Annotated in this window: 27 protein-coding genes; 13 read left to right on the top strand and 14 right to left on the bottom strand. The window is 69.7% G+C overall.

Annotated elements, in window-relative coordinates; translation table 11 throughout:
* Positions 1-4 precede the first annotated feature (4 nt).
* The 3 genes from ACO1BU_RS20445 to ACO1BU_RS20435 all read right to left on the bottom strand — a co-directional run bounded on the left by ACO1BU_RS20445 (position 5) and on the right by ACO1BU_RS20435 (position 3,335).
* Entirely contained in the window at positions 5-991 is a 987-nt protein-coding gene (locus ACO1BU_RS20445) for a glycosyltransferase family 9 protein (protein ID WP_424137816.1), read from the bottom strand.
* On the bottom strand, positions 988-2,184 hold the full coding sequence (locus ACO1BU_RS20440; protein WP_424137815.1) for a Zn-dependent hydrolase: 1,197 nt from the start codon (positions 2,182-2,184) through the stop codon (positions 988-990). Before ACO1BU_RS20440 ends, ACO1BU_RS20445 begins: the two co-directional genes overlap by 4 nt.
* A gap of 107 nt (positions 2,185-2,291) precedes the next feature.
* The gene (locus tag ACO1BU_RS20435) at positions 2,292-3,335 is read right to left on the bottom strand and encodes a calcium-binding protein (protein ID WP_424137814.1); all 1,044 of its coding nucleotides are present in this window, start codon (positions 3,333-3,335) and stop codon (positions 2,292-2,294) included.
* Positions 3,336-3,494: 159 nt separating this feature from the next.
* Here ACO1BU_RS20435 and queA point away from each other — a divergent pair, with 159 nt between their 5' ends.
* From queA to queG, 4 genes are read left to right on the top strand one after another with little or no spacing between them, the layout of a single operon-like run.
* A complete protein-coding gene (queA, locus tag ACO1BU_RS20430; protein ID WP_424137824.1) occupies positions 3,495-4,580 on the top strand; it encodes a tRNA preQ1(34) S-adenosylmethionine ribosyltransferase-isomerase QueA in 1,086 nt (361 codons plus the stop codon).
* The gene (gene tgt / locus ACO1BU_RS20425) at positions 4,577-5,731 is read left to right on the top strand and encodes a tRNA guanosine(34) transglycosylase Tgt (protein WP_424137813.1); all 1,155 of its coding nucleotides are present in this window, start codon (positions 4,577-4,579) and stop codon (positions 5,729-5,731) included. The genes queA and tgt overlap by 4 nt, the downstream gene beginning before the upstream one ends.
* On the top strand, positions 5,728-6,189 hold the full coding sequence (gene queF / locus ACO1BU_RS20420) for a preQ(1) synthase (protein WP_424137812.1): 462 nt from the start codon (positions 5,728-5,730) through the stop codon (positions 6,187-6,189). Before tgt ends, queF begins: the two co-directional genes overlap by 4 nt.
* Positions 6,186-7,280, top strand: coding sequence for a tRNA epoxyqueuosine(34) reductase QueG (gene queG, locus ACO1BU_RS20415; protein ID WP_424137811.1), 1,095 nt, complete (start codon positions 6,186-6,188; stop codon positions 7,278-7,280). Before queF ends, queG begins: the two co-directional genes overlap by 4 nt.
* Here the strand turns inward: queG and ACO1BU_RS20410 are convergent.
* Entirely contained in the window at positions 7,259-7,993 is a 735-nt protein-coding gene (locus tag ACO1BU_RS20410) for a GntR family transcriptional regulator (protein WP_424137810.1), read from the bottom strand. The two genes, queG and ACO1BU_RS20410, sit on opposite strands and share 22 nt — an antisense overlap.
* 831 nt (positions 7,994-8,824) lie before the next feature.
* Here ACO1BU_RS20410 and ACO1BU_RS20405 point away from each other — a divergent pair.
* The 3 genes from ACO1BU_RS20405 to ACO1BU_RS20395 all read left to right on the top strand — a co-directional run bounded on the left by ACO1BU_RS20405 (position 8,825) and on the right by ACO1BU_RS20395 (position 12,275).
* Positions 8,825-9,508, top strand: a complete 684-nt coding sequence (locus ACO1BU_RS20405) for a transglycosylase SLT domain-containing protein (RefSeq protein ID WP_424137809.1) — start codon at positions 8,825-8,827, stop codon at positions 9,506-9,508.
* A 98-nt stretch (positions 9,509-9,606) separates the two neighbouring features.
* Positions 9,607-10,668 carry a ligase-associated DNA damage response exonuclease gene (locus tag ACO1BU_RS20400; RefSeq protein ID WP_424137808.1) on the top strand — a complete coding sequence of 354 codons (1,062 nt, stop codon included), beginning with the start codon at positions 9,607-9,609 and terminating at the stop codon, positions 10,666-10,668.
* Positions 10,665-12,275, top strand: a complete 1,611-nt coding sequence (locus tag ACO1BU_RS20395) for a cisplatin damage response ATP-dependent DNA ligase (RefSeq protein ID WP_424137807.1) — start codon at positions 10,665-10,667, stop codon at positions 12,273-12,275. Before ACO1BU_RS20400 ends, ACO1BU_RS20395 begins: the two co-directional genes overlap by 4 nt.
* A gap of 18 nt (positions 12,276-12,293) precedes the next feature.
* Here ACO1BU_RS20395 and ACO1BU_RS20390 read toward each other — a convergent pair whose 3' ends face one another.
* From ACO1BU_RS20390 to ACO1BU_RS20370, 5 genes are all read right to left on the bottom strand, one after another.
* Positions 12,294-12,500: a hypothetical protein gene (locus ACO1BU_RS20390; RefSeq protein WP_424137806.1), complete on the bottom strand. Its 207-nt coding sequence runs from the start codon at positions 12,498-12,500 to the stop codon at positions 12,294-12,296.
* 71 nt (positions 12,501-12,571) lie between these two features.
* A complete protein-coding gene (locus ACO1BU_RS20385) occupies positions 12,572-13,450 on the bottom strand; it encodes an MBL fold metallo-hydrolase (RefSeq protein WP_424137805.1) in 879 nt (292 codons plus the stop codon).
* Between the two features lie 173 nt (positions 13,451-13,623).
* Positions 13,624-14,058 (bottom strand): YciI family protein, encoded by a 435-nt coding sequence (locus ACO1BU_RS20380; protein WP_424137804.1) that lies wholly within the window; start codon positions 14,056-14,058, stop codon positions 13,624-13,626.
* Positions 14,059-14,253: 195 nt separating this feature from the next.
* On the bottom strand, positions 14,254-14,733 hold the full coding sequence (locus ACO1BU_RS20375) for a VOC family protein (RefSeq protein WP_424137803.1): 480 nt from the start codon (positions 14,731-14,733) through the stop codon (positions 14,254-14,256).
* A gap of 1 nt (position 14,734) precedes the next feature.
* Positions 14,735-15,163, bottom strand: coding sequence for a VOC family protein (locus ACO1BU_RS20370; protein WP_424137802.1), 429 nt, complete (start codon positions 15,161-15,163; stop codon positions 14,735-14,737).
* 64 nt (positions 15,164-15,227) lie between these two features.
* Here ACO1BU_RS20370 and ACO1BU_RS20365 point away from each other — a divergent pair, with 64 nt between their 5' ends.
* Positions 15,228-15,929 (top strand): winged helix-turn-helix transcriptional regulator, encoded by a 702-nt coding sequence (locus ACO1BU_RS20365; protein ID WP_424137801.1) that lies wholly within the window; start codon positions 15,228-15,230, stop codon positions 15,927-15,929.
* A 3-nt stretch (positions 15,930-15,932) separates the two neighbouring features.
* Here the strand turns inward: ACO1BU_RS20365 and ACO1BU_RS20360 are convergent, their stop codons facing one another.
* Entirely contained in the window at positions 15,933-17,024 is a 1,092-nt protein-coding gene (locus tag ACO1BU_RS20360; protein WP_424137800.1) for an alpha-hydroxy acid oxidase, read from the bottom strand.
* 97 nt (positions 17,025-17,121) lie between these two features.
* On the opposite strand from ACO1BU_RS20360, the gene ACO1BU_RS20355 reads away from it, so the two are divergent.
* From ACO1BU_RS20355 to ACO1BU_RS20335, 5 genes are all read left to right on the top strand, one after another.
* Entirely contained in the window at positions 17,122-19,599 is a 2,478-nt protein-coding gene (locus ACO1BU_RS20355) for a heavy metal translocating P-type ATPase (protein ID WP_424137799.1), read from the top strand.
* The gene (gene cueR / locus ACO1BU_RS20350; protein ID WP_424137798.1) at positions 19,596-20,021 is read left to right on the top strand and encodes a Cu(I)-responsive transcriptional regulator; all 426 of its coding nucleotides are present in this window, start codon (positions 19,596-19,598) and stop codon (positions 20,019-20,021) included. Before ACO1BU_RS20355 ends, cueR begins: the two co-directional genes overlap by 4 nt.
* Positions 20,022-20,073: 52 nt before the next feature.
* Complete coding sequence (locus ACO1BU_RS20345) at positions 20,074-20,730, top strand: hypothetical protein (protein WP_424137797.1); 657 nt, start codon at positions 20,074-20,076, stop codon at positions 20,728-20,730.
* On the top strand, positions 20,727-21,623 hold the full coding sequence (locus ACO1BU_RS20340; protein WP_424137796.1) for a tyrosine recombinase XerC: 897 nt from the start codon (positions 20,727-20,729) through the stop codon (positions 21,621-21,623). The genes ACO1BU_RS20345 and ACO1BU_RS20340 overlap by 4 nt, the downstream gene beginning before the upstream one ends.
* A gap of 68 nt (positions 21,624-21,691) precedes the next feature.
* Positions 21,692-22,153 carry a cupin domain-containing protein gene (locus ACO1BU_RS20335; RefSeq protein WP_424137795.1) on the top strand — a complete coding sequence of 154 codons (462 nt, stop codon included), beginning with the start codon at positions 21,692-21,694 and terminating at the stop codon, positions 22,151-22,153.
* Positions 22,154-22,207: 54 nt separating this feature from the next.
* On the opposite strand, the gene ACO1BU_RS20330 is transcribed toward ACO1BU_RS20335, so the two are convergent.
* From ACO1BU_RS20330 to ACO1BU_RS20315, 4 genes are all read right to left on the bottom strand, one after another.
* Positions 22,208-23,542: an MATE family efflux transporter gene (locus tag ACO1BU_RS20330; RefSeq protein WP_424137794.1), complete on the bottom strand. Its 1,335-nt coding sequence runs from the start codon at positions 23,540-23,542 to the stop codon at positions 22,208-22,210.
* A complete protein-coding gene (locus ACO1BU_RS20325) occupies positions 23,535-24,026 on the bottom strand; it encodes a winged helix-turn-helix transcriptional regulator (protein WP_424137793.1) in 492 nt (163 codons plus the stop codon). Before ACO1BU_RS20325 ends, ACO1BU_RS20330 begins: the two co-directional genes overlap by 8 nt.
* 64 nt (positions 24,027-24,090) lie before the next feature.
* The gene (locus ACO1BU_RS20320) at positions 24,091-24,822 is read right to left on the bottom strand and encodes a 3-keto-5-aminohexanoate cleavage protein (RefSeq protein WP_424137792.1); all 732 of its coding nucleotides are present in this window, start codon (positions 24,820-24,822) and stop codon (positions 24,091-24,093) included.
* A gap of 28 nt (positions 24,823-24,850) precedes the next feature.
* Positions 24,851-25,153: a PGPGW domain-containing protein gene (locus ACO1BU_RS20315; RefSeq protein WP_424137791.1), complete on the bottom strand. Its 303-nt coding sequence runs from the start codon at positions 25,151-25,153 to the stop codon at positions 24,851-24,853.
* Positions 25,154-25,268: the final 115 nt, after the last annotated feature.

Below are 25,268 nucleotides of genomic sequence, written 5' to 3'. Positions count from 1 at the left end.
CGGGTCAGCCCGCCGGGCTGGAGATATCCGCAAGCAGCGCGTCCAGCGCCGCCGCAGCCGCCTCCACCGGGATATGCCTCATCTCCGGCCCGCCGAAATCCTGTGCCCGCAGCACCGTTCCCCGCCGCGCCACGGGCCGGAACTTCTGGGCGTCGCTCGGACCGAACAGGGAAAGGAGCGGCGTGCCGGAGGCCGCGATCATGTGCCCGGTTCCGCTGTCATTCGCGATAGCCGCCGCGCAACGGGCCGCGAGCGCCACGGTGGCCAGCGGCTTCGGCCCACCCACCGCCCCGAGCCCCGGATGCTCCAGCGGGAAGACAGCCTTGGGAACCACGCCGGCGATCCGGTCCCGCCATCCAACCTCCGCGGGACCAAGAAAGAACACCGGCACCCGCCCCGCCGTCACGACGCCCTGGGCCACTGACAGGAAGCGGTCCAGCGGCCAGATTTTCTGCACCCCGCCCGCCCCTGGCGCGAAAGCGACATAGCCGGCACGCTGCCCCGGCAGCACCTCTGCCGCGGCTCGCCGCAGCGGTTCGGGGAGCGGAATAGGCGAGAGATCGCGCGGGACTGACTGCCCCGTCGCCCACTCCACCAGGCCGAAAAGCCGGTCCAGCACATGCGGCCCGGTCACCCCGCGCCGATGCGTGGTCATGGAGAGGAAGCGCCGGTGCGGCACCCGCCACACCGACAGGGTCCGCCAGATCTGGGCCTGGGTGTCGATCAGCAGGTCGAAGCGCCCGATCCGGGGAACGGGGCGCAGGAGCTCGCGCGGCGTCTCACCCAGCCCGCAACGCTCCACCACCCGATCCAGCAGCGGTGCCGCCGCGGAGGCCAGATCCCCGGCGTAAAGCGTGCTGCCCGTTGTAAGCCAGGTGATCTGCGCGCCTGGAAAGATCGCCCGCAACCCCCGCAGGAACACCACCTTGTAGACCGCGTCGCCGAAGGTCTCGCCCGTGGTGAACACCCCGACGGAGGCTGGCGGAATCACGCCGCCAGGATCCGGCGCGCACCCTCGGCCAGCACCTGCATGCCCAGGGCCAGATCCTCGTCCTTCGTGTCCTCCGTCCAGTGATGGCTGATGCCATTGATGGAAGGCACGAAGAGCATCGCCGCGGGCATCACGCGGGCCAAATACTGCGCGTCATGCCCGGCGCCGGAGGGCATGCGCTGCCAGCGGCCAGGAGCCAGCGCCTCGGCAGCGTCGGCGAGCGCATCCTGCAAGCCGTGATCGCAGATGGCCGGGGTGGAAAGCGACAGCGCCTCCAGCACCACATGGCAGCGCTCCCGCCGGTTGCTCTCGGCAATGCAGCGGCGCAGCACCACCTCCAGCCGGCGCAGCACCTCGATATCCACGTCGCGGTACTGGAACAGGATCTCGGCACGGCCGGGGATGATGGAGGGTGCGCCGGGCGTCAGCGCGATGCGGCCGGCCGTCCACACCGTGCGCTCGGCGCAGTGGCGCGGAAATTCCTCGTCAATCATGGCCAGCAGGCGCACCGCGGCCATGCCGGCATCGCGGCGCTCGGCCATGGTGGTGGTGCCGGCATGGTTCTGCTGGCCCTCGATGGTGATCTTCCACTGCCAGATGGCGACGATACCCGTCACCACGCCGATGCCGAGATCCTGGGATTCGAGCTGCCGCCCCTGCTCGATATGCATCTCCAGAAAGGCCTTGTAGCGGTCGCGCTCCACTTGCAGGCGCGGCTTGCCGGCCAGCCCGACCTCCTGCAGCGCCTGGCGCAGCGGCTTGCCGTGATACTTGTTGGCCAGGCGGTCGATCTCCGCCTCTTCCAGCAGGCCGGTGAAGGACCGGCTGCCGATGAAGCTGCCATAATGGCCTTCCTCATCCGAGAAGACGGCCACATCCACCGGCAGCCCGGCCGCCGCGAGATGCAGTGCCGCGACGCAGCCCAGCGCGCCGTCCAGCCACCCCGCCTCGTTCTGGCTTTCCAGATGGCTGCCGGCCAGCAGATGCGGGCCGGGCTTCGGGCTGCGGCCGAGGATGTTGCCGATCCCGTCGATTTCGGCCTCCAGCCCCTCCTCCCGCAGGCGCCCCATGAACCAGTGGCGCGCCTCCATGTCCTCGGGGGAGAAGGTCGGGCGGTGCACGCCGCTCTTGAACGCGCCGAAACGCCGGAGCGCCTTCAGGTCCGCCAGGAAGCGATCCGTGTCCACCTGCATGCGCGCCGTCCTAATCCCGAGGTTGCGGGAACGGGTTTAGAGCGGATCGGCGCGGGCTGAAATCGCCCGGGCTGAGGGTCGTCATCGGGAAATCCCGGTTTCTGCCCTCAGATAAACCATTCCGGCGGCCGCGCGATGCCGTCTACCGTGACGATCAGCGCCTCAAAGCCCGAAAGGGCCAGGCTGAGGACCTCATCCGTGTGACTGGCTGTCCCCTGCGGCGCCGCGGCGATCCAGCGCGCCAGCTCGGCCGCGGCCTCGCGGTTGTTGGCCACGGCCCAGGCGTCAGCGGTGAAGTCCAGCCGCAGCGTGTCGCGCCCGGTTCCGCCAGAATAGAGGTCCGGTATCGGGCCGCGATCCGCGAAAGCGTGGATCACCAGATCATCCCCCACGCCGCCCAGCGCCGTGTCGGCGCCCGCACCACCCGAGAGGATATCGTCCCCGTCGCCACCGTCCAGCCTGTCCTGCCCAGCCTCCCCCATGAGGAGGTCACTCCCCGCGCCGCCCTCCGCGACATCGTCCCCGCCGCCCAGAAGGATGAAGTCGTTTCCAGCCCCGCCGAAGACCAGATCCACGCCGCCTCCGGAGGAGATCATGTCGTCTCCTGCTCCGCCCAGGATCACGTCCTCGCCCCGCCCCGCGCCGATCAGGTCGTGGCCGTTCCCGCCCTCGATCCGGTTGTTGCCATCCCCCGCCTGAAGGAAGTCATTGCCGCCCTTGCCGATGAGGATGTCGTCGCCCGGCCCCCCAGTCAGCGTGTCACGTCCCGCACCACCGACAAGGAGGTTCCGCCCCGCGCCGCCGGCGATGACATCCTCGCCATGACCGCCGGCCAACACATCATCCCCGGGCCCGCCGGGGAGAGGCGGGGTCACCTCCGGCTTGGCGGGAGGAGATACGGGCGGTGCCACCGGCTCTGGCGGGGCGGCGTCTCCGGCTGGCGGAGGGAGGACCGGCTCGTCCCACACGGGCCTGGCGGCGACGCCCTCCAATGATGAAGAGGGCCATGCCACCTGCGGGGGGAAGGACGGAACCACGAGGGGATTGGCCTCCAGCGCGGCCTCCCAGATCCAGGCAAGCGCCGCCGCATGCAATGCCTGCGCGCCCCCGGCGTCGCTATCGAGGTCCTCAAGGGAATGAAGCTGCCGCACGAATCGTCGCCATGATGGAACGTCTCTTTACTGAGACATTCCGGGCGGTCCGCCAACGTAGCACTTCATTAACTATTTTAAGGTTTTCGTGACCGGCTATGCTTGCCCCGCGCCGCCGGAAGGGCTACCGGCCCCCGCCCCCTGAATTGGCCATTCCCCCTGTCCCGTCCTCTCTCCACCTCCGATTTCGCCTTCGATCTGCCGGAGGCACTGATCGCCCAGTCCCCGGCCCGCCCGCGCGATTCCGCGCGCCTGCTGCGGATCGCCGTCGCGCAGAACGCGGCGGAGGGCAGGATCGAGGATCACGTGGTCCGCGACCTACCGGCGCTGCTGAACCCCGGCGACCTGATGGTGGTGAACGACACGCGCGTGATCCCCGCCCGCCTGCGCGCCCGGCGTGGCGAGGCCCGGGTCGAAATCATGCTGAACCGCGCCGAGGCCGACGGCACCTGGCACGCCCTGGTCCGCAACGCCCGCCGGCTCCGCGCAGGGGACGTGCTCTCGGTCGAGGGTGCACCAGAACTGGCGCCGCGCGTGGTGGATGCCCCTGAGGGCGGCGCCGTCCGCCTTGATTTCGGGCCGGACCAGGCCGCCCTGGCCGCCGCGCTGGAAAAGGCCGGGGAAATCCCGCTACCGCCCTATATCGCCCGTCCGGAAGGCCCCCGCCCCGAGGACCGCGAGGACTACCAGCCCATCTTCGCCCGCAGCCCGGGCGCCGTCGCCGCCCCCACCGCAAGCCTTCATTTCACGCCGGAATTGCTGGCCGCGCTGGAAGCGCGTGGTATCGGCCGCGCCACCCTCACCCTGCATGTCGGCGCCGGCACTTTCCTGCCGCTGCGTGGTGAAGACCCGCGCGCCCAGCGCCTGCATGCGGAATGGGGCGAGGTGACGCCGGAAGCCGCCGCCGCGATCAACGAAACCCGCGCGCGGGGCGGCCGGGTCGTCGCCATCGGGACCACCGCGCTGCGCCTGCTGGAAACGGCGGCACGGGAGGACGGCCAGGTCGCCCCCTTCCGGGGCCTGACCGACATTTTCCTCCTGCCAGGCCACCGCTTCCGCGGGGCCGACCTCCTCCTCACCAATTTCCACCTGCCGAAGAGCACGCTCTTCATGCTCGTCTGCGCCTTTGGCGGAACGGAGCGCATGAGGGCGGCCTATGCGCACGCGATCGCGTCTGGCTACCGCTTCTACTCCTATGGCGATGCCTGCCTGATCGACCGCGACGACGCGGAGCCCGACCGATGAACGGCCCTCTTTCCTTCACCTTGCAAGCCAGCGATGGCGGCGCCCGCGCCGGCACGCTGCACACCGCCCATGGCGAGGTGCCCACCCCCGTCTTCATGCCCGTCGGCACCGCCGGCACGGTGAAGGCCATGACCGCCGATGCGGTGCGCTCCACCGGCGCCCGCATGGTCCTGGGCAACACCTATCACCTCATGCTCCGCCCGGGGGCCGAGCGCGTCGGCCGCCTCGGTGGCCTCCATAAGATGATGGACTGGCACGGCCCGATCCTGACGGATTCCGGCGGCTTCCAGGTCATGTCCCTCTCGGCGCTGCGGAAGATGGATGCCGATGGCGTCACCTTCCAAAGCCATATCGACGGATCGAAGCACCGCCTGACCCCGGAGCGCAGCATCGAGATCCAGCATCTGCTGGATGCCGACGTGACCATGTGCTTCGACGAGTGCACTCCCTTCCCCGCCACGCCTGAGCAGGCGGCGAAGAGCATGCGCCTCTCGATGAAATGGGCCGCCCGCTCCCGCGAGGCCTTCAAGGCGCGAGACGGCTACGGGCTGTTCGGCATCGTGCAAGGCAGCACCTACGAAGACCTCCGCCATGAGAGCGTGAAGGCGCTGACCGATATCGGCTTCGAGGGTTACGCCATCGGCGGCCTCGCGGTGGGCGAGGGGCAGGAGGAGATGTTCCGTGTCCTCGACTTCACCGCCCCTGCCCTGCCCCAGGACAAGCCTCGCTACCTCATGGGCGTGGGCACGCCGTCCGACATCATCGGCGCCATCCGCCGCGGCGTGGACATGTTCGACTGCGTGATCCCCACGCGGTCCGGCCGCACCGGCCGCGCCTATACCAGCCGCGGCGTGCTGAACATGCGCAACGCCCGGCATGCCGACGATGCGTCCGCATTGGATCCGGCATGCGATTGCCCCGCATGCACCCGGCATTCCCGTGCCTATATCCATCATCTCATCCGGGCGGAGGAGATGCTCGGCCCGATGCTGCTGACCTGGCACAACATCCGCTACTACCAGACCCTGACCGCGCGGCTCCGCGCCGCCATCCTGGAAGGACGCTTCGAGGCTGAGGCCGCCGCCATCGCGGCCGGATGGGAGAGTGCCGCCCCGCCCGAACCGCCCTCTCCGGAGGAGACGACCTCGTGAACCATGACGTATCCGGCCTGACGCAGCTCGGCCGTGCCACCAACCAGCCGAACTCGCCGGAGGAGGCGGTGCTGGAGCGCGTGCCCAACCCGCATCCCGGCACGAACTATGTCGCCCGCTTCACGGCGCCGGAATTCACCAGCCTCTGCCCGATCACCGCGCAGCCGGACTTCGCGCATCTCGTGATCGACTACATCCCCGGCGATTGGCTGGTGGAGAGCAAGAGCCTCAAGCTCTATCTCACCTCCTTCCGTAATCACGGCGCTTTCCACGAGGCCTGCACGATCGACATCGCCAAGCGGCTCGTTGACCTGTTGCAGCCGGTCTGGTTGCGCATTGGTGGCTATTGGTACCCGCGAGGCGGTATCCCGATCGACGTGTTCTGGCAGACCGGCGCTCCGCCGGCCGGCGCCTGGATCCCGGACCAGGGCGTTGCGCCCTATCGCGGCCGGGGATGAGCGGCGCGGCGCGCCGTATCGCGCCGAAAGGCACGCAAGGCGCGCCGGAGGACGCACGCGCCCTGATCCGCGACGAGGCCCTGCGCCTGGGCTTCGATGCGGTGGGCTTCGCGCGGGCGGAACTCGGCCCGGAAGTGCGGGACCGGCTGGCGGATTTCCTGGCCGCCGGGATGCATGGGGAAATGGGCTGGATGGAGGGCCGCGCCGACCAGCGCGCCCATCCGCAGGCTCTCTGGCCGGAAGCCCTTTCCGTGATCTCCCTCGGCCTTTCCTACGCCCCTGAGGACGATCCGCTCTCCTATCTTGAGATGCCGGATCGTGGCGTGATCAGCGTCTATGCCCGGCACCGGGATTACCATGACCTCGTGAAGTCCCGCCTGAAGGCGCTGGCCCGCTGGATGGTGGCGCGCTTCGCCGGCAGCGGCGTGAAGGTTTTCGTGGACACGGCGCCGGTCTCGGAAAAGCCCCTGGCCCAGCAGGCCGGGCTGGGCTGGCAGGGCAAGCACACCAACCTCGTCTCCCGCCAGCACGGCTCCTGGCTCTTCCTGGGGGAGGTCTACACGACCCTCGCCCTGGAACCGGACGCCCCGCATGCGGATCGCTGCGGCAGTTGCACCCGCTGCCAGGTCGCCTGCCCCACCGACGCCTTCCCGGCGCCCTACAGGCTCGATCCCCGCCGTTGCGTCTCATACCTGACCATCGAGCATCGCGGCCCGATCCCGGAAGATCTGCGCCCCCGCCTGGGCAACCGCATCTATGGCTGCGACGACTGCCTTGCCGTCTGCCCCTGGAACCGCTTCGCGACACCCACTCGGGTCCCCGGCCTGGTCGCACGGGAAGACCTGGTTGCCCCCCAATTGGCGGAGCTGGCCATGCTGGATGACACCGCCTTCCGCGCCCGCTTTTCGGGATCACCCATCAAGCGCATCGGGCGCGGCCGCTTCGTGCGGAACGTGCTGAACGCCATCGGCAACTCGGGCAAGGCGTCCCTGCTGCCCGTTGCACAGGCCCTTTGCGAGGACGAGGACCCCGTCGTGGCGGACAGCGCCCGATGGGCCGCCGGACGGCTTCAGGCGATCTCCACGGCGTAGCGATGCGCTCGCGTGTCCAGCCGCGACACGCGCAGCTCCACGGGTCGCCCCGCGGCATCGAAGGTCACGCGCTCGATCAGCAGCAGCGGCGTACCAACGAGGCAGTGAAGCAGCACCGCATCCTCTTCCGTCGCCGCCGTAGCCGAGAGATTCTCGTCCGACCGCACCACGATGATGCCGTGCGCATCGCGGTAATAGACGTAGATCTCCATCGCCAGCTGCGCCGGCGCGAGCGGCAGGGAGAGGTTCGGGAAAAGGGCGGCTGGCAGGGTAATCCGCTCGGCGATGCGCGGCTCCCCTTCGAAGATCCGGCTACGATCGATCCGGTGCACCAGTTCGCCGGGCGGCAGCCGCAGGCCGGTCGCCTCCTCCTCACTCGCTGGCTCTGTCACCACCCGGGTGATCAGGGTCTCCGGCTCCACCGGCTTCCCGGCGCGGTTCCGCACGCGGAAGAACTGGCCCAGCGCCTTCTGGCTGGTCTGCCGGGTCACGAAGGTGCCGCGCCCCTGGCGGCGTTCAATCAGGTGGCGCCGCTCCAGCCCGGCCAGGGCACGCCGCAGCGTTCCAGCTGAGACACCCAGCTCAGCGGCCAGTTCCGGCTCAGCCGGCAAGGCCTGGCCGGATTTCCAGGTACCAGAGACGATCCGATCGTTCAGGATCGCCTCAACCTGAATGTAGAGGGGGCGGGCGTCAGGCCGACGCAGCTCGTTCACTGGACGAATCCGAGGTTCATCAGGGGACAGCTACCTACCATTCTGCACCGCAGCAATGCGAGAGCACACCGAGCCGTGACCAGCTTTGCTGCGGTGCATGATCGAAAAAGCAAAAACTGGGCTCAGTCGGGCGGGAAAGTGTCTTGTGTCTTATACAAGACCATGTCAAATCGAACGTGCCGCCGTCAAAGACGGGCCGGGTTTGGGGAAGGAAACGGTAGGGGACGACGCTGGTCCCGCCGCGTTCATGGCCCGAGGATGCTGAAGCATCCCGGCGCCGGGCGGGCAGCGTCGTCACCCCATTTTCCCGAATTTTCCACACATTCCACACCGCGAAATACGCTGGGCTGCACGCGTCCGCCGGCCATGGCCCTGTGCCGGCCGGGTCGCCGCCGCGCGGCCTCGCGGCCGCCCACCCATGCCCGGCCGGCCCGAATACTGTAATTCAAAGTCATCGTTCCATTCCGGCCGTAGGGACTGAAGTAAAAACTCCTTACGAAGTACTTCAAGTCGTGCATCTGACGAAACGGCCTACGGTGATTGTGGCAGCAGCGAGGCGGCAACTTTCATTCCGTCCTCGCGTTATAACACCTGCGTGCTGCCCCGCGCATTTTGGGTTGCGCTTAACTGCATGTTGCTGGTAGCGGATGTTGCATGACGTCCGCGCCCCGAATGCCGGCCCTCCCGGGTCGGCAAGTCAACGCGGCGTTCCCGTGCGCGATGCCGCGGAGCGCCCCTCCGACTCAAGCCGGGAGCACGACCCCCAGACGGCGCCGAAACGGCGCCGGGCGGGTTGTGCTCGCCTCAACCCTCATTGTTGGCCTTGGCTCCATGGCTGCCGGCTGTGCCACGGCCGATGAGCAACCCCAGCTGGCTGCCCAACCCAGCCCGCCGCCAGCCCAGGTGCCGGAGAATGTCCGCCCGGTTTCTCTGGTCGGCCCAGGCGCCACACTGCGCGCCCGTCCCGCCGTGCTGCGCCGGGACGAGCTGGAGAACCCCCGCGCCGCCTGCCTCGACGCTGTCCGTCAGGCGGAGGAGGCCCACAAGATCCCCGAAGGGCTCATGGTGGCCATTGCGCTGGCTGAATCCGGCCTGCACGCCCATGCGATGAACATCGGTGGCCGGCCCTACTACCCTGACAGCATGGAGGAGGCGCGCCGCATCTACCGCAGCGCGCGCCCGGGCCAGTACATCATGGCCGGCTGCGTGCAGGTGAATGCCCGCGTCCACGCCCGCAACTCCGACTGGCCGCTGGACCCCTGGCGCGCCGCCGACTGGGGAGCGGCCTATCTGCGGGAGAAGTATGAGGAGGTCGGCAACTGGGTCGACGCCATCCGCCGCTGGAACGGGGCCGGCCCCTCGGACAACGGGCTTGCCTGCCGGGTGCAGGCGAAGCTGCAGGTGACCAACCCGGACAGCGACCTGCTGGACAATGTGCGTTGCGGCGGCCGGAACATCGCGCGGGAACGCAGCAACGGCGCCGCCCTGCTCGAGATCGCCGAGGCCGCGGAGTAATTCGTCAGACGGCAGGCTGCCAGAGCATGCCGGCTTGAAGCGCGGAAGGGAGGCCCAATCTACCCCCTCCCATGCCGGCGCCGCCTCCTGAGACCTGGATGACCGTCACGCCCCTCGGCCTCTTCTGCGAGCCGGGGGGTTTCTACATCGATCCTTCCCGCGCCGTGGACCGGGCCGTGGTCAGCCACGGCCATGCCGACCACGCCCGCCCCGGCCACGGGGCCGTGCTGGCCACGCCCGAGACGCTCGCCATCATGCGTGCCCGCTTCGGGGAGGACCGCGCCGGCGGGAGCCTTGAACCCCTTCCCTATGGACAAAGCCTCACACGCAACGGGGTGCGGATTACTCTGGCCCCGGCCGGGCATGTCCTTGGCTCCGCCCAGATCGTGCTGGAATGGCAGGGCAGCCGGATCGTGATCTCCGGCGACTACAAGCGCCGCCGCGACCCGACCTGCGCTGGGTTCGAACCTGTGGAATGCGATGTCTTCGTCACCGAGGCGACTTTCGCCCTGCCGGTCTTCCGCCACCCGCCGGATGCCCATGAGATCCGGCGGCTGCTGGACAGCGTCGCCCTCTTCCCCGATCGCACCCATGTCGTCGGCGCCTACGCCCTGGGTAAGACGCAGCGCATCATTGCCCTGCTGCGCGAGGCCGGCTGGGACCGCCCGGTCTATCTCCACGGCGCGCTGGAGAGGCTCTGCGCCCTCTACGAATCGCTCGGCATCCCCCTCGGGGAGCTGCGCCCGGTGCCCAAAGGGCTGAAGCGTGGCCACCCGCCGATCCTTGCTGGCGAAATCGTGATCGCCCCACCCTCCGCCGAAGCCACGCCCTGGGCCCGCCGCCTGGCCGATCCCGTCACCTGCGCTGCCTCCGGCTGGATGACGGTGCGCCAGCGCGCCAAGCTGCGCGGAGTAGAACTGCCCCTGATTATTTCAGACCACGCAGATTGGGACGAACTATTGGAGACAATTGAGGAGGTCCGCGCCCCCGATATCTGGGTGACCCATGGCCGTGACGATGCGTTGGTCCATGCACTTTCCTTAAGGGGCATTCGCGGCCGTGCGCTTCATCTTGTCGGCCGGGGAGACGAGGAGGACGAAGGCGCGCCGGAAGTTCCGCCCACCGAGGAGGAGGCGGACGCCTCCCGTGCGGATCCTTGAGCGTCGAAGCCTTTTCCGAGCTGCTGGAACGGCTGGTCTTCACCCCCGGCCGCAACGCCAAGATCGCTCTGATCCGCCGCTGGTTCGCCGAGCAGCCGGACCCGGACCGCGGTGTCGGCCTCGCCGCGCTGACAGGTGAGCTGTCCTTCACCACCGCCAAGCCCATGGTGGTACGCGACCTCGTGCAGCAGCGGGTGGACCCGGTCCTCCTGGCCCTTTCCCACGACTATGTCGGCGACTTCGCGGAGACCGTCGCCCTGATCTGGCCGGCGCGGGCAGGGGTGAACGCTCCGCCGCCCTCCCTTTCCGAAGTGGCCGAGGGCCTCGAACTCGCCTCCCGCGCCGAGGTGCCGGCCCTTCTGGAAGGCTGGCTCGACACACTGGACGCCGGTGGCCGCCTTGCCCTGATTAAGCTTGTTACCGGTGGGCTAAGGGTCGGCGCCTCTGCCCGCCTTGCCAAGACCGCGCTCGCCGAATGGGCAGGCCAGGATATCGGGGAGATCGAGGAGGTCTGGCACGGTGTTGCCCCACCCTACCTCCCCCTCTTCCGCTGGCTTGAGGGAGAAGGCCCCCGCCCCGACGCCGCCGGCGCGCCGGTCTTCCGCCCGCTGATGCTGGCCCATCCGCTGGAAGCAGCGGCCGACATTGCCGCCGTGGAGGCCGGCCCGAATGACTGGCGCGCGGAGTGGAAATGGGACGGCATCCGCGTCCAACTCACCGCCGGCCCGGGTGGCCGCCGCATCTGGTCCCGCACCGGCGAGGACATTTCTGGCGCCTTCCCCGAGATCGTGGAGGCCATGGACTTCCACGCCGTGCTGGACGGCGAGTTGCTGGTGATCCGCGAGGGTGTGGTCGCCCCTTTTTCCGACCTGCAGCAGCGGCTGAACCGAAAGGTGATCAGCCCGAAGCTGATGCGCGACTTCCCCGTCGGCGTCCGCCTTTATGACCTCCTGCTGGAGGGTGAGGAGGATCTGCGCGCCCTGCCCTTCGATGCACGCCGTGCTCGCCTCGAAGCCTGGGTCGCCCGCCACGCCCCCGCGCGCATGGACCTGTCCGAGCAGATCCGCTTCGCCAGGCTCGACGACCTCTCCGCCCTGCGCGACACGGCCCGCGCTGCCTCGATCGAGGGGCTGATGATCAAGCGCGCCGACAGCCCCTATGTGCCGGGCCGGGTGAAGGGGCTGTGGTGGAAATGGAAGCGCGCGCCGCTCACCGTGGATGCCGTGCTGATGTATGCCCAACGCGGCCACGGCAAGCGCAGCAGCTATTATAGTGACTACACTTTCGGCCTGTGGCGGACGAACGAGGATGGCACGCGGGAACTCGTGCCTGTCGGCAAGGCCTATTCCGGCTTCACGGACCAGGAGCTGGTGATGCTGGACCGCTGGGTCCGCAATCACACCACCGGCCGCTTCGGCCCGGTGCGGGAGGTGGAGAAGAGCTTCGTGCTGGAGGTGATCTTCGATGCCGCCCAGCTTTCCACCCGCCACCGGTCCGGCGTCGCCATGCGCTTCCCCCGCATCGCCCGCCTGCGCCCGGACAAGCCGGCGGAGGAGGCGGACGAATTGGAGACGCTTCTGGCAATGGTGGAGAACAAGGCGGCCTGAGCGGCGCCCGCCCCGGCCTCAGTTCTTGCGGGTCGAAAGTTGGGTGAGCGCCATGGTCAGCTCCATGCGTTCCACACCTTCGGCGGCGGCAACCTCCGCGATAATCCGCCGCATCCGCTCCCGGCGCTCCGTGGTGCCGGGAGGATGGTTCTGCACCACCTCGTCCGTTGCCATCGCGGCCTGCGCAATCGCGATTGCGGCCGCCATCCTGTCCTGCTCCGTCATGCGGCCATCTTAGCGCATCTTTTGATCCCGTGCGTTCCCCGACGCTTCGGGCGGCTCGCAGAAGCTGGCACTCAGACCAGCGCCCCTCCCTTGGCCTTCACGGGAATCAGCAGGTAGCGCACCCCGTTCACCTCGGCAGGCGGGAAGCGCCCCGCGCGGATGTTCACCTGGATCGAGGGCAGCAGCAGTGCCGGCGTGGAGAGGGTGGCGTCGCGCGCCTGGCGCATCGCGACGAACTCATCCTCCGTCACTCCGTCATGGACGTGCTTGTTGCGCGCCCGCTGCTCGGCAACCGTCGTCTCCCAGGCATAATGGTCTCGTCCCGGCGCCTTGTAGTCGTGGCACATGAAAAGGCGGGTTTCCGGCGGCAGGGCGAGCAGGCGGCGGATGGAGCGATAGAGCAACGGCGCGTCGCCGCCCGGGAAATCGGCCCGCGCGGTGCCGTAGTCCGGCATGAACAGGCTGTCCCCGACGAAGACGGCATCGCCGAAGCGGTAGGCCAGGTCGGCCGGGGTGTGGCCGGGCACATGCATCACCTCCGCCTCCAGCCCGCCGACTGTGATACGGTCCCCATCCCTGAAGAGCCGGTCGAAGTCGCCACCGTCGGGCCGCACGTCCTCCGCCCGGAAGATGGGGCGGAAGATGCGCTGCACGTCCCGGATGTGCTCGCCGATGCCGATGGCGGCCCCGGTGCGCGTCTTGATGAACGGCGCGCCGGAAAGGTGGTCCGCATGGGCGTGGGTCTCCAGCACCCAGCGGATGGTCAGCCCCTCCTCCTTCGCCGCGCGCAGGATGGCCTCGACGGAATGCGTGTCCACCTCGCCGCTGGCCGCCTCGTAGTCCAGCACGGGATCGATCACCGCCGCCTCGCGGGCCGCGGGATCGGAAACGAGATAGGAGATGGTCTTGGTCGGGTGGTCGAAGAAGGCCCGGATGCTGGGCTGGGACACGCTTCCCTCCCTCGTTCGAGGAGCGATCCAGGTCGGACGATCCCGCCCTCCAGCGATCCGCTCCGGCTGCCGCGCCACCAGTCTAAGCGCTTTCCATCCACAGATGCTCGCGGCAAATGCCCTGGCTTGCTGTTCGAAGCGCCGCGTCACGCCTCACGGCGTTTCCGCCGGGATCAGGCGCCGGATCCGGGGGAGGCCAGCTTGTCGCGGATCCGGTCCTCCTGCTCGGCGATCTCCGGTGTCAGCGCCTCACCGAAATCAGCGGCCTCGAAGAGCGGACGGATCTCGATCTCGCTCGGGCCAGGCATCGGATTGGGGCACCGCTTCGCCCATTCCATCGCCTCAGCCATGTCCCTGACCTTCCAGAGCCAAAAGCCGGCCACCAGCTCGCTCGTCCCGGCAAAAGGCCCATCAATGACCGTGCGGCCCGGGCCGTCGAAGGCCACCCGCTTGCCCTGAGACGAGGGCTTCAGACCCTCACCGGCCAGGAGGATGCCGGCCTCGGCCAGCTCCTCGTTGTACCGGCCCATGGCCTCCAGGAGTTCGGTCGATGGCAGGATGCCCGCCTCGCTCTCCTTTGTTGCTTTCACCAGAACCATGACGCGCATCGTCCTATCTCCTCCGATTAGCGAAGACCCACTGGCCTCCCTGCTCATGCGATGCCGGCGTGCCCGGCTCGACGGCACGCCATTTGGGTGCCGGCACACCGGCCTCAGTTCCGGTTCGGCGCTCCTAGCGAAAGGAGGCGCTGCGCCTCTCCGACGCGGCGCGCGAAGGACCGGCGGGCCGGCAGCCCGGGCAGTTCAGCCATAGGCGGCTTCCAGCCCGGCGATCTCGAGCTTCGTCATCCCCATCAGCGCCTGCATGACCCGCCCGGCCCGCGCGGGATCGGCGTCCTGCAGCATCTCCGGCAACCGCTTCGGCACCACCTGCCAGGAGACGCCGAAGCGGTCCGTTAGCCAGCCGCAGCGGCCGGTCTCCCCGCCCTCCGACAGAGCCTCCCAGAACTGGTCCACCTCCGCCTGGTCCGCGCAGGTGACGGTCAGCGAAATGGCAGGCGTGAATTGGAAAGCCGGCCCCCCATTCAGCGCGATGACGACATGGCCATCGAGCGTCGCCGTGGCGGTCAGTACGCTGCCCGGCGCCCCCGGCCCCGCCTCGCCCTGGCGGACGAAAGGGCCAGGTCCGGCTTCGCGCCCCGCGCGGCGGAAGGCGGCGACGTAGAAAGCCACTGCCTCCTCCGCGCGGCCATCCATCCAGAGGCAGGTCGCGATTCCCGCCATCTCAGGCCGCCTGCTTTCCGGCGGCGGCCAGGAAGCCCTGCATGTCCATCCACATGGGCTCCCAGATATGGCCGTCCGGATCCTCGAAGCTGCGGCCATACATGAAGCCGTAATCCTGCGTCGCGGCGGGATCCGCCACGCCGCCCGAGGCCGCCGCGGCGGCCACGATCTCGTCCACCTCCTCCCGGCTCTCGCAGGAGATGCAGAGGAGGACCTCGCTCGCGGCCCGCGCATCGGCCACGGGGCGAGGCGTGAAGCCGGCGAATTTCGGATGGGTCAGCAGCATCACATGGATGGTGTCGGAAAAGACCATGCAGGCCGCGGTCTCATCGCTGAAGGTCGGATTCCGCGTCGCCCCGATCGCCTCATAGAAGGCAACTGACTTCGGCAGGTCCGTCACAGGCAGGTTCACGAAGATCATGCGGGCCATGGGATATTCCCCCTCTCTTGACGTTGCTTGAGGAGCCTGCCGCATTGAGTTATGTTTTGCAACCATGAAGTCAGAAAAAATAACTAACCCAGAGAGCCAGCGGCGCCGCTGGTACGAGGATGCCTGCGCCGCCGCGCACGCGCTCGACCTGCTGGGCGAGCGATGGGCTCTGCTGGTGATGCGGGAGCTGATGTTCGGCCCGAAGCGCTTCAGCGAGTTGCGCGCCAGCCTGCCCGGCATCAGCGCGAATATCCTGACCCAGCGGCTGGAGGGGCTGGAGGCCGCAGGCGTGCTGGTGCGCCGCAAGCTGCCGCCGCCGGCCTCCGCCCAGGTCTATGAGCTGACCGAATGGGGCCTGGAGAGCGAGCCGATTTTCCAGGCGCTGGGTCGCTGGGCCGCGCGCTCACCGCTGCACGATCCCACCCTGCCCTTCAGCGCGGCATCGCTCCTTCTTTCGCTCCGAACCATGCTCGACCCCGCAAGGGCCGAGGGGATCAATGCGCGGATCGGCTTCCAGCTGAATGAAGGCAGCTTCGTCGCCCACCTCTCCGGCGGGCGCATCGAAATTGCCCGCGGTGAGCCGGACAGGCCCGACCTCCTCCTTACCGGCGAGCCCCGCATCATGGCCGCCGCCATCTATGGCGGTCAGCCCTTGGAGGCGCTGGAGCAAGCGGGCGTCCTGCGGATCGAGGGCGACCGCGCCCTCGCCCATCGCTTCGTCACGCTGTTTCCTCTGCCGCCGAAGGCCGAGGCCCCGAAGGGCTGAACTTCAGGTCCCGCGCCAGATGACCTCGGGCCCGATCGCGTCGAGCGTCGGGCAGCCGGTCTGGACCATCGCGACCTCCAACTCCGTCCGCAGCAGCTTCAGCACATGGGCGACGCCCATCGCACCGGCCACGGCCAGCCCGTGCAGCGCCGGCCGGCCCACCAGCACGGCTTGCGCGCCCAGCGCGCGGGCCTTCAGCACATCGGTGCCACGCCGGATGCCGCCATCGAGCAGCACAGGCACCTGCCCCGCCACTTTCCGCGCGATCGCCGGCAAGGCGTCGATCGTGGCAGGCTGCGTATCCAGCACCCGGCCGCCATGGTTGGAGACGACCAGGCCATCCGCGCCCGCCCCGATCGCCCGTTCCGCATCCTCGGGCGTCATGATGCCCTTCAGCAGCAAGGGCAGGCGCGTGGCGGCGCGCAGGGCCGCGATATCGGCCCAGCCGGCGGCATGCCGCACGGCGCCGAAGATCTCGCTCCCGGCCTGTGCGGCCGGCGGCATGGCCGCCCCACGAAGATTCACCGCCTCAACCCCCGGCGGCAGGCGGAACTGGGCGCGCTGCTCCCGGTTCCGCAAGCTGACAGGAGCATCCACCGTCACAACCAGCGCGGCATAGCCCGCCGCCTCGGCCCGCTGCACCAGCGCCCGGGTGAAGCCGCGATCGGGCTGGATGTAGAGCTGGAACCAGGGCCGCACGACCGCCTGCCCCGCGATCGACTCCAAAGGCAGGCTGGCCTGGGCACTGACCACCATGCAGGACCGCGTGGCGGAGGCGCCGAGCATGGTCGCCACCTCCCCGTCCGGGTGCAACAGCCGGTGGAAGGCGCTGGGGGCAACGAGGATCGGGTGATCCAGTTCCTGCCCGAACAGGTGCAACCGGGTATGCGCGCCCTCCATCGGCACCAGCACCCGGCTGTTCAGCCGAAGCCGATCGAAGCCGGCGCGGTTCTCCCGCAGGGTCACCTCATCTGCGGCGCCGCCGCCGACATAGGCCCAGGCGTTCTCGCCCATGCGCTCCCGCGCCGGCTGCTCATAATCCGGCACGCAGACAATGCCGTCCGGGATGGGGGTAAAGGCCGGGGGCGCGGACATGGGGCAGGCTTAGGGCGGAACCGACACGGGCGGAACCTCCCCTTGACCTTCCCATGATGGGAAGCCCCATCTGAGGTTGCGACGGAAGGACAAGACCATGACCGTTGCCGAAACCACCCGCCTGACCCTGCCCGTGGAAGGCATGCACTGCGCCGGCTGCGCGGGCCGGGTGGAGCGCGCCCTGGCCGCCCTGCCCGGCGTCAAGGAAGCCAGCGTGAACCTGGCGACCCGGCGCGCGACGGTGGAGGGCGAGTCCCTCAATCCCGCCGCGCTACGCGAGGCCGTGGCCAAGGCGGGCTACACCTCCCCGGAAGAGACCAGCGAAATCGGCGTGGAGGGCATGACCTGCGCCGGCTGCGCCGGGCGGGTGGAGCGCGCCCTGGCCGCCCTGCCCGGCGTGACGGACGCCTCCGTCAACCTGGCCACCCGCCGTGCCACCATCCGTCACATGCCGGATATGGTGGACCGCGCCGCGCTGGAATCCGCGATCCGGAAGGCAGGCTATCAACCCGCCCCCGAGGCGCAGCCCGAGCCCTCCGCGGAGGCTGGCCCCCATGCGCATCACCACGGCGCCGCCGACCCGCACGCCCACCATGCCGGCCCGCCCGAGGCGGGAGAGGAGGCCGGGCTGCGCCGCGATACGCTGATCGCCCTTGCCCTGGCTGTCCCGCTTTTCATCGTGGAAATGGGTGGGCACGTCATTCCCACCCTGCATCATCAGGTGGACGGGACCGGCTGGCGCTGGGCGCAGTTCATCCTCGCCACCCTCGTGCTCTTCGGCCCGGGCTGGCGCTTCCACCGCATCGGCTGGCCTGCCCTGTTCCGTGGCGGACCGGAGATGAACAGCCTTGTCGCCCTCGGCACCCTCGCGGCCTGGGGTTACTCGGCCGTGGTCACCCTTTTCCCGGGCCTGGTGCCGCCGGATCAGCGCCATGTCTACTTCGAGGCCTCGGCGGTGATCGTCGCGCTGGTGCTACTCGGCCGCTGGCTGGAGGCCCGCTCGCGCGGCCGCGCCTCCACCGCCATTCGCCGGTTGCTCGACCTCCGCCCTGCCACGGCCCGGGTGGAGCGCGAGGGCCGGGAGCAGGAAATCCCCGCCGTCACCTTGCGAGTGGGCGACGTGATGCTCGTCCGCCCCGGCGAGCGCCTGCCCACCGATGCGGTTGTGCTGGAGGGCGAGAGCCATATCGACGAATCCATGGTCACCGGTGAATCCGTGCCCGTCCGGCGTGGCCCCGGCGACGCGGTGGTCGGCGGCACGGTGAACGCCAATGGCGCGCTGCGCCTGCGTGCCACCGCCGTCGGCTCCGCCACCGTCCTGGCCCGCATCACCCGGCTGGTGGAGGAAGCCCAGGGCGGCAAGCTGCCGATCCAGGCTCTGGCGGACCAGGTGACGCGCTGGTTCGTGCCTGCGGTCATTGGCATCGCGGCCCTCACTTTCCTGGGCTGGCTGGCCTTCGGCCCGGACCTGCCGCATGCGCTGGTCGCCGCCGTGGCGGTGCTCATCATCGCCTGCCCCTGCGCCATGGGCCTCGCCACCCCCGTTGCCGTGCTGGTCGGCACCGGGCGCGGCGCGGAGCTGGGTGTGCTGTTCCGGCGCGGCGCCGCGCTGCAAGCCCTGCGTGACGTCTCCACCGTCGCACTGGACAAGACGGGCACGCTGACCGAGGGCCGCCCGGCCCTGACCGATCTCATCCCCGCCCCGGGCTTCGACGAGGCAGCGCTGCTGACGCTGATCGCCGCCGCCGAGTCCGGCAGCGAGCACCCGCTTGCCCAGGCCATCCGCGATGCCGCCGCCGCGCGCGGCCTCTCCGTTCCGGCGTCCTCAGATTTCGAGGCCATCCCCGGCATGGGGCTGCGCGCCATCGTCGAGGGGCGCCGTGTTGAGGTCGGGGCAGACCGCTTCATGACCTCGCTCGGCCTGGATGTCGCGCCCTTCGCCGATAACGCCGCCCGGCTCGGTGGCCAGGCCCGCACACCTGTTTATACGGCCATTGACGGGCAGCTCGCGGCCATCCTGGCCGTGGCGGACCCGGTGCGCCCCACCACCGCCTCCGCCCTGGCGGCGCTGCGCAGCCTGGGCCTGCGGCTAGCCATGGTGACCGGCGACAACCGCCGCACCGCTGAGGCCATCGCTCGCCCGCTCGGCATTGAGGCGGTGGAGGCGGAGGTGCGGCCCGAGGGCAAGGTGGAGGCCGTGCGCCGGTTGCGCGGCGAGGGCCGCATCGCCTTTGTCGGGGACGGCATCAATGACGCGCCTGCCCTGGCGGCGGCCGATGTCGGCATCGCCATCGGCACAGGCACGGATGTCGCGATCGAAAGCGCCGATGTCGTGCTGATGTCCGGCGACCCCCGCGGCGTCGCAACCGCCATCGCGCTCAGCCGCGCGACGCTGGCCAATATCCGCCAAAACCTGTTCTGGGCCTTTGCCTATAATGTGGTGCTGATTCCGGTGGCGGTGGCGGGGCTGCTCGCGCCGGTGCTGGCCGCGGCGGCGATGGGACTCTCCAGCGTTTTCGTCGTCGGCAACGCGCTGCGGCTGCGGCGCTTCCGGGCCAGGGGGATGGAAGCATGAGGATTGGGGAGGCGGCCGAGGCCTCCGGCGTCTCGGCCAAGATGATCCGGCATTACGAGTCAGTGGGGCTGCTGCCCGCCGCCGCCCGGCGGGAATCCGGCTATCGCGATTACGGGGAGGAGGAGGTGCACACGCTGCGCTTCATCCGCCGCGCGCGCGACCTCGGCTTCTCGCTTTCCGAAATCGCGGGGCTGCTTGCCCTCTGGGGTGACCGCAACCGGGCGAGCGCCGAGGTGAAGCGCCTGGCCCTGGCCCATGTGGAGACTTTGGAAGCCAAGGCGCGGGATCTCTCGGCCATGGCGGCGACGCTGCGTCACCTGGCCGCGCATTGCCACGGGGATGCGCGCCCGGACTGCCCGATCCTTGAGGAACTGGCCGGAACTAACCCAGAAGAAAAGCCCCTGCCCGCCTCTGTCGGTTGAGTACTGCAGAGCCGATTCGCCTTACCCCGCCAGCCCTGCCACAATAGCGGCGATGACCTTTCCCGCCCCCCAGCCGGAAGATCCAGTCAGCGAGGGCGAAGCGGCACGAGTCGCTGCCTATCTCGCCGCCCATCCAGGCTTCCTGGCCGAGCGGCCAAGCCTCTACCGCTCCCTGCATCCCCCGGTGCGCGTGCATGGTGAGACGCTGGCCGACCACATGGCCGCCCTTCTCTCCGCGGCCCGCGCAGAAACCGGCGCGGTGGCCGAGGCCGCACGCAGCGGGCAGGACCTGACCCTGCGCGCCGCCCTGGCCGCCACCGCCCTGATCGGCGCGCCGGACCCGTTGGGCGTGGTTTCTGCCGAATGGCCGGTCCTGCTGGGGCTCGAAGCCGCTACCCTCGCCGCCGAGGCCACCCCCTCCCCCGCGCTCCGCGACCTTCCCGCCGGCACCATTGCCCGGCTGATGGGTGGGCGGGAGGTGGTGCTGCGCGACGCGCCTTCCGACGCCGCCATGCTGCATGGCGAGGCGCATCCGCTGATCGCGCGCGACGCGCTCGCGCGGCTGCCCGGCCCGGAACCCCGGCTTCTCGTGCTCGGTGCACGGGAGGCAGGGCGGATTCCCCAGCGCGGCGCCACCGCCCCGCTGCGCCTGCTGGCCCATGCCCTGGCCCGCGCGCTGGCCCATCCGCCCGCAGGTGCCGCGCCGTGATAGCGCCCCTCGCCGCGCGGGAAGCCTTCCTCGAATGGCTGGTCCGGGAACGCCGCGCCAGCCCGGAAACGGTGGAGGCCTATGGGCGGGACGTGGCGGATCTCCTGGCTTTTCTGACCGCGCATCAGGGCGGGGAGCCGGACTTGGCCGCGCTACGCCTAGCCGATCTGCGCGCCTTCCTGGCCCATCGCGCGGCCCAGGGGATCGGCGCCTCCTCCCGCGCTCGGCAGCTCTCGGCTCTCAAGACTTTTCTGCGCTTCCTCGTGCGGCGCCACGGGCTAGACCCCCTGCCGCTGGGCGGGCTGACCGGCCCGCGGCGCAAGCCGCCCGTGCCCCGCGCGCTGACCGAGGACCAGGCCCGCACGGCCACCACGGACAGCGCCGAGGACAGCCCGTCCATGGCCGCCCGGAATCAGGCGCTCTTCACGCTTCTTTACGGCTGCGGATTGCGGATCTCGGAGGCGCTGTCACTCAACATGCGTGACGCGCCGAAGGCCGGCACAGGGCTGCGCGTAATGGGCAAGGGCCGGAAGGAGCGCGTCGTGCCCGTGCTGCCCGCAGTGGAGGCGGCCATGGCGGAGTGGTTGCGCCATCGCGGCCCAGCAGGACCGGATGCACCGCTCTTCACGGGCGCCAAGGGCGGGCGGCTTGATCCCGGGGTGGCGCAACGCGCCCTGCGGGACCTGCGCCGCGCCACGGGCCTGCCGGAGCACGCGACACCGCATGCGCTGCGTCATTCCTTCGCCACCCATCTCCTGGGCGGCGGGGCCGATCTGCGCGCGATCCAGGAATTGCTGGGCCATGCCAGCCTCTCCACCACGCAGCGCTACACGCAGGTGGACCAGGCGGGGCTGCTCGAAACCTGGCGACGGGCGCATCCCCGGGCGGATTGAGAAGAGTGATTGCAGCCCGCCCTCGGCCGGCCAATGATCATTCGTCACAATGACCCGAGGAAACCGTCATGCGCCTTCCCGTCCTGTGCGGTGGGTTCGCCCTTGCCTTCGCGGCCGGCCTCTTTGCCGCACGCATTGTGCCCTCAGCCGATGCGCAGACCGCCCCGGCGCCACTGACGCCCCGGATCGTTAACCTGCTGACCATGACCGACGATGAGATCGGTCCGCTCGTCAACAACACCGATCTGCGCTCACGCACCCTCGTCGCGACGGAGCACGGCACGGTGGCCGTGCAGAGTGGCAATGTGTTCAAGCACTACCACGCGGAAACCGACGAGATTCAGTACATCCTCGACGGCACCGGCTCCTTCTGGCTCGGTGACCGGGAGGTGCAGGTGAAGCCGGGCGACCTGATCATCATCCCCCGCACCACCCATCATGCCGGGTCGCGCGCCACCACCGGCCGTTTCCGGGCCATTGCCATCAAGCTGCCGCCCCAGAAGCCGAACGACACGCATCGCGTTCCCTGATCCGCGGATCGGGCCGGCCGGAACGCGGCCGGCCCGTCCAGCAGCCCGTACCGTTCAGCGCCGGGACCAGACGCCCGGCCGCACCCCGGCGGCGGTGAAGACGCCATAGGCTGTGATGCCCAGCGCGACGGCCAGGAACTGGCCATCTAGTCCCATCCCCGCCACATCCGAGAGCAGCCACCCGCCGATCACGGCGATCACGATGCGCGAAAGCCCCGCCACCACCGGCCAACCCATGCGCCCCGCGCCCTGGGCGGCGAAGTAGAGCGCCATCCCCAGCCCGAAGCCGCCGAAGGCGTAGCCCGTATAGGACAGTGCCTGCGCGGCCAGGGCGATCACTGCCGGGTCGCTGGTGAATGCCCCGGCGAAGCCGCGCGGCGCCATGGCCGCCGCCAGCCCGACTGCCCCGGTCACCGCCAGGGCCAGGAGCCCACCCGTCCAGGCGATCCGCCGCGCCTCGGCCCAGTTCCCCGCCCCCACAGTCCGGCCGACCAGCGCTGTGAGCGCCGAGCCCACGCCGAAGGCGATCGGAATCATCAGGAATTCGAGCCGGGCCGAAATGCCATAGGCCGCCACCGCCACCGGACCATGAGAGGCGATGCGCGCCGTGACGAGAATGGTGGTCAGGTTCGCCACCCCCGCCAGGAGACAGGCGACCAACCCCACGGAAAGAATGCGCCAGAACATGGCGCCCGAGGGCCGCAGCCGCAGCACCGGCACGAAGCCCGCGCCGCCGCCCAGCACCACCCAGCCCATCAGCAGGGTGGAGCCGAGAAAGGCGATGGCCATGGCCGCGCCGATGCCGGGTAGCCCCATCCCCAACGGCTCCGCCAACACCCAGGCGAGCACCGGATAAACCGCCCAGGTCAGCAGCAGCACCCGCGCCGCCAGTGCATGGCGCCCGCCGCCCCGCAGGACCGAGGCGAGGGTATTGGCCAGCCAGACCGGGATGGCGCCAACGCCGAAGAGCCAGATGGAATAGGGCGCCGCGGCCACCGCCGCATCGCGGCCGCCGATCAGGGTAAAGAGGGCATAGGGGAACCCCGCCAGGACGACGGCGAAGATGGCGCCGCCCATGATCGCGATCAGCACGGCATGCAGGACCAGGGCCGAGGCCTCTTCCCGCCGCCCCGCCCCCAGGGCGCGGGCGGTGGCCGAGGCCACGCCGCCGCCCATGGCGCCCGCCGACATTTGCTGCATGAGGAGGCTGAAGGGCAGCACCACCGACCAGCCCGCGAGCGCGGCGGTGCCCTGGCGGGCCGCGAGCCAGGTTTCGGCGAGCTGCGCCACGACCTGCAGGACCGCGCTGAGGGCGGTCGGCCCGGCCAGGGCCAGGATCTGGGAGAGCGCCGTGGGGCGAAGCGGCGCGGCGGCGATGGTGTCAGCCATGATGCAGGGCCGCCTCCGCGCCGAAGCGCCGACGCATGGCCTCGCCCGCCCCGGGGCCCGGCGCCAGGCGCACGGTTTCCGGCTGCAGCGGCTTCCCATCCGCGCCGAGCGGCACGGGGGCGCTCACCTCTTCCCCGGTGAGGGGATCGAGCAGGCGGATCACCGGTCCCTCCGGCCCGGCCATCCAGCGGTCGCTCCAGCGCTTGAGGGCGAGGAAGGCCGGGAAGAAGTCTCGCCCCTTCTCCGTCAGCCGGTAGGCGTGGCGGGCGCCCTCCGGCACGCGCTCCAACAGCCCATGCTCCACCAGCTTGGCCAGCCGCGCGCTGAGAATGTTGGAGGCTATGCCGAGATGACGCTCGAAATCGTCGAATCGGGTGGTGCCGTAGAAGGCCTCCCGCATGACCAGGATGGCCCACCGTTCCCCCAGCACCTCCATCGAGCGCGCAATAGGGCAGCGCATGGTCGAGAAATCGGTGCGGGGCATGGGCGTTTCCGTTCAGCTTGCATGATGCAAGCTGATACGCTTGCAAAATGCAAGCGAAACCGGATCAGTCTTCGGCCTCGCGCGCCAGGGCCAGGCCAGCGGCGAGAAGCGATGCATTCCCGTCAGCGGGGCTTCCGTCCGGCAGAAGGCCGATATCCTCCAGGCCGAGCCGCGCCATGGCGCCGCGCTCCACGGCCAAGCGGAAAAGCGGCCAGGCGCTGGCATCCTCGCCATGGATCTGGCGCTCGACGCCTGGGGCGATGCCGTCCAGCCGCTTCAGGATGGCCTCTGCCAGGTCAGGGCCCTCCTCCTCCGGGATTTCCACAAGGAACCGGCGACAGCGCGGGGCGATGCCAAGGGCGATCAGGCGGTCGGCATCTTCCAGCGAGCTCAGCCCCGCCTCCACGCCGATTCCTGAGGCGAGAAGCGCTTCGATCACTGCCGGCGCATCATCTTCGCAAAGATTGACCGAGGCCTCGTCTGGCCGTGCGGTGCCAAGGCCAGCCCAGGCAACGACCTGCCTCCGCCGCAGCGCGTCATCCGCCGCGATCCAGGCAGCAGTCGAGACGCTGATGGGAATGCCAGGCGCGGCGGCCCGAACCGCGCGCATGGACGCCTCGATCACCCGGGGCTCCAGGGATTCATACAACTCGGCGCCGCGGGGATGCAGGTGCAATGCGATAGCCCCGGCCGCGACGCAGGCTGCGGCATCCCGCGCCAACTCATCAGGCGTGAGCGGCAGGGCCGGATGAAAGTCCGGAGGGCGGGCCCCGTTGAGGCAGGCCTGGATTCGCATGTTTTTCTCTGATGGGCCGGAGAAGAGGCTAACCGCGGCCGAGGGCGCGGCGGATGCCCCGGCCCCACCCCGTGACGCGCGTGTTCAGCGAGGCTTCCATTGATTCGATGCGGGACACCAGCCCGGGCCAGCGGCCCTGCACCCAGGCCCATCGGTTGGCCGCCCAGATATACTGGTCCCGCAGCACGAAGATACCGAGGGCGAGGAAAAGGAAACCCTGGAGAAAGGGCAGGATGCAGCCCAGGACGCCCAGGACGATCAAGGTCCATCCCAGGGCCTTCCGGCCGCGTCGGGGTCTCAGAGACACATAGGCAGGGCGCGTTTCAACCATCGCGCCCGCAGATGGCCCGTGCGCCGCGCCAAACAAGCGCGGCGCACGGTCCTGTCAGATCAGATATGAATCGGACGGCCATCCACGGCCCGGGGGGGGTGCTTCACGGGCGAGC

The organism is Roseomonas chloroacetimidivorans (assembly GCF_049629625.1).
GTDB classification, from domain to species: Bacteria; Pseudomonadota; Alphaproteobacteria; order Acetobacterales; family Acetobacteraceae; genus Roseomonas; species Roseomonas chloroacetimidivorans.
This window is presented reverse-complemented; position numbering and strand designations above follow the sequence as displayed.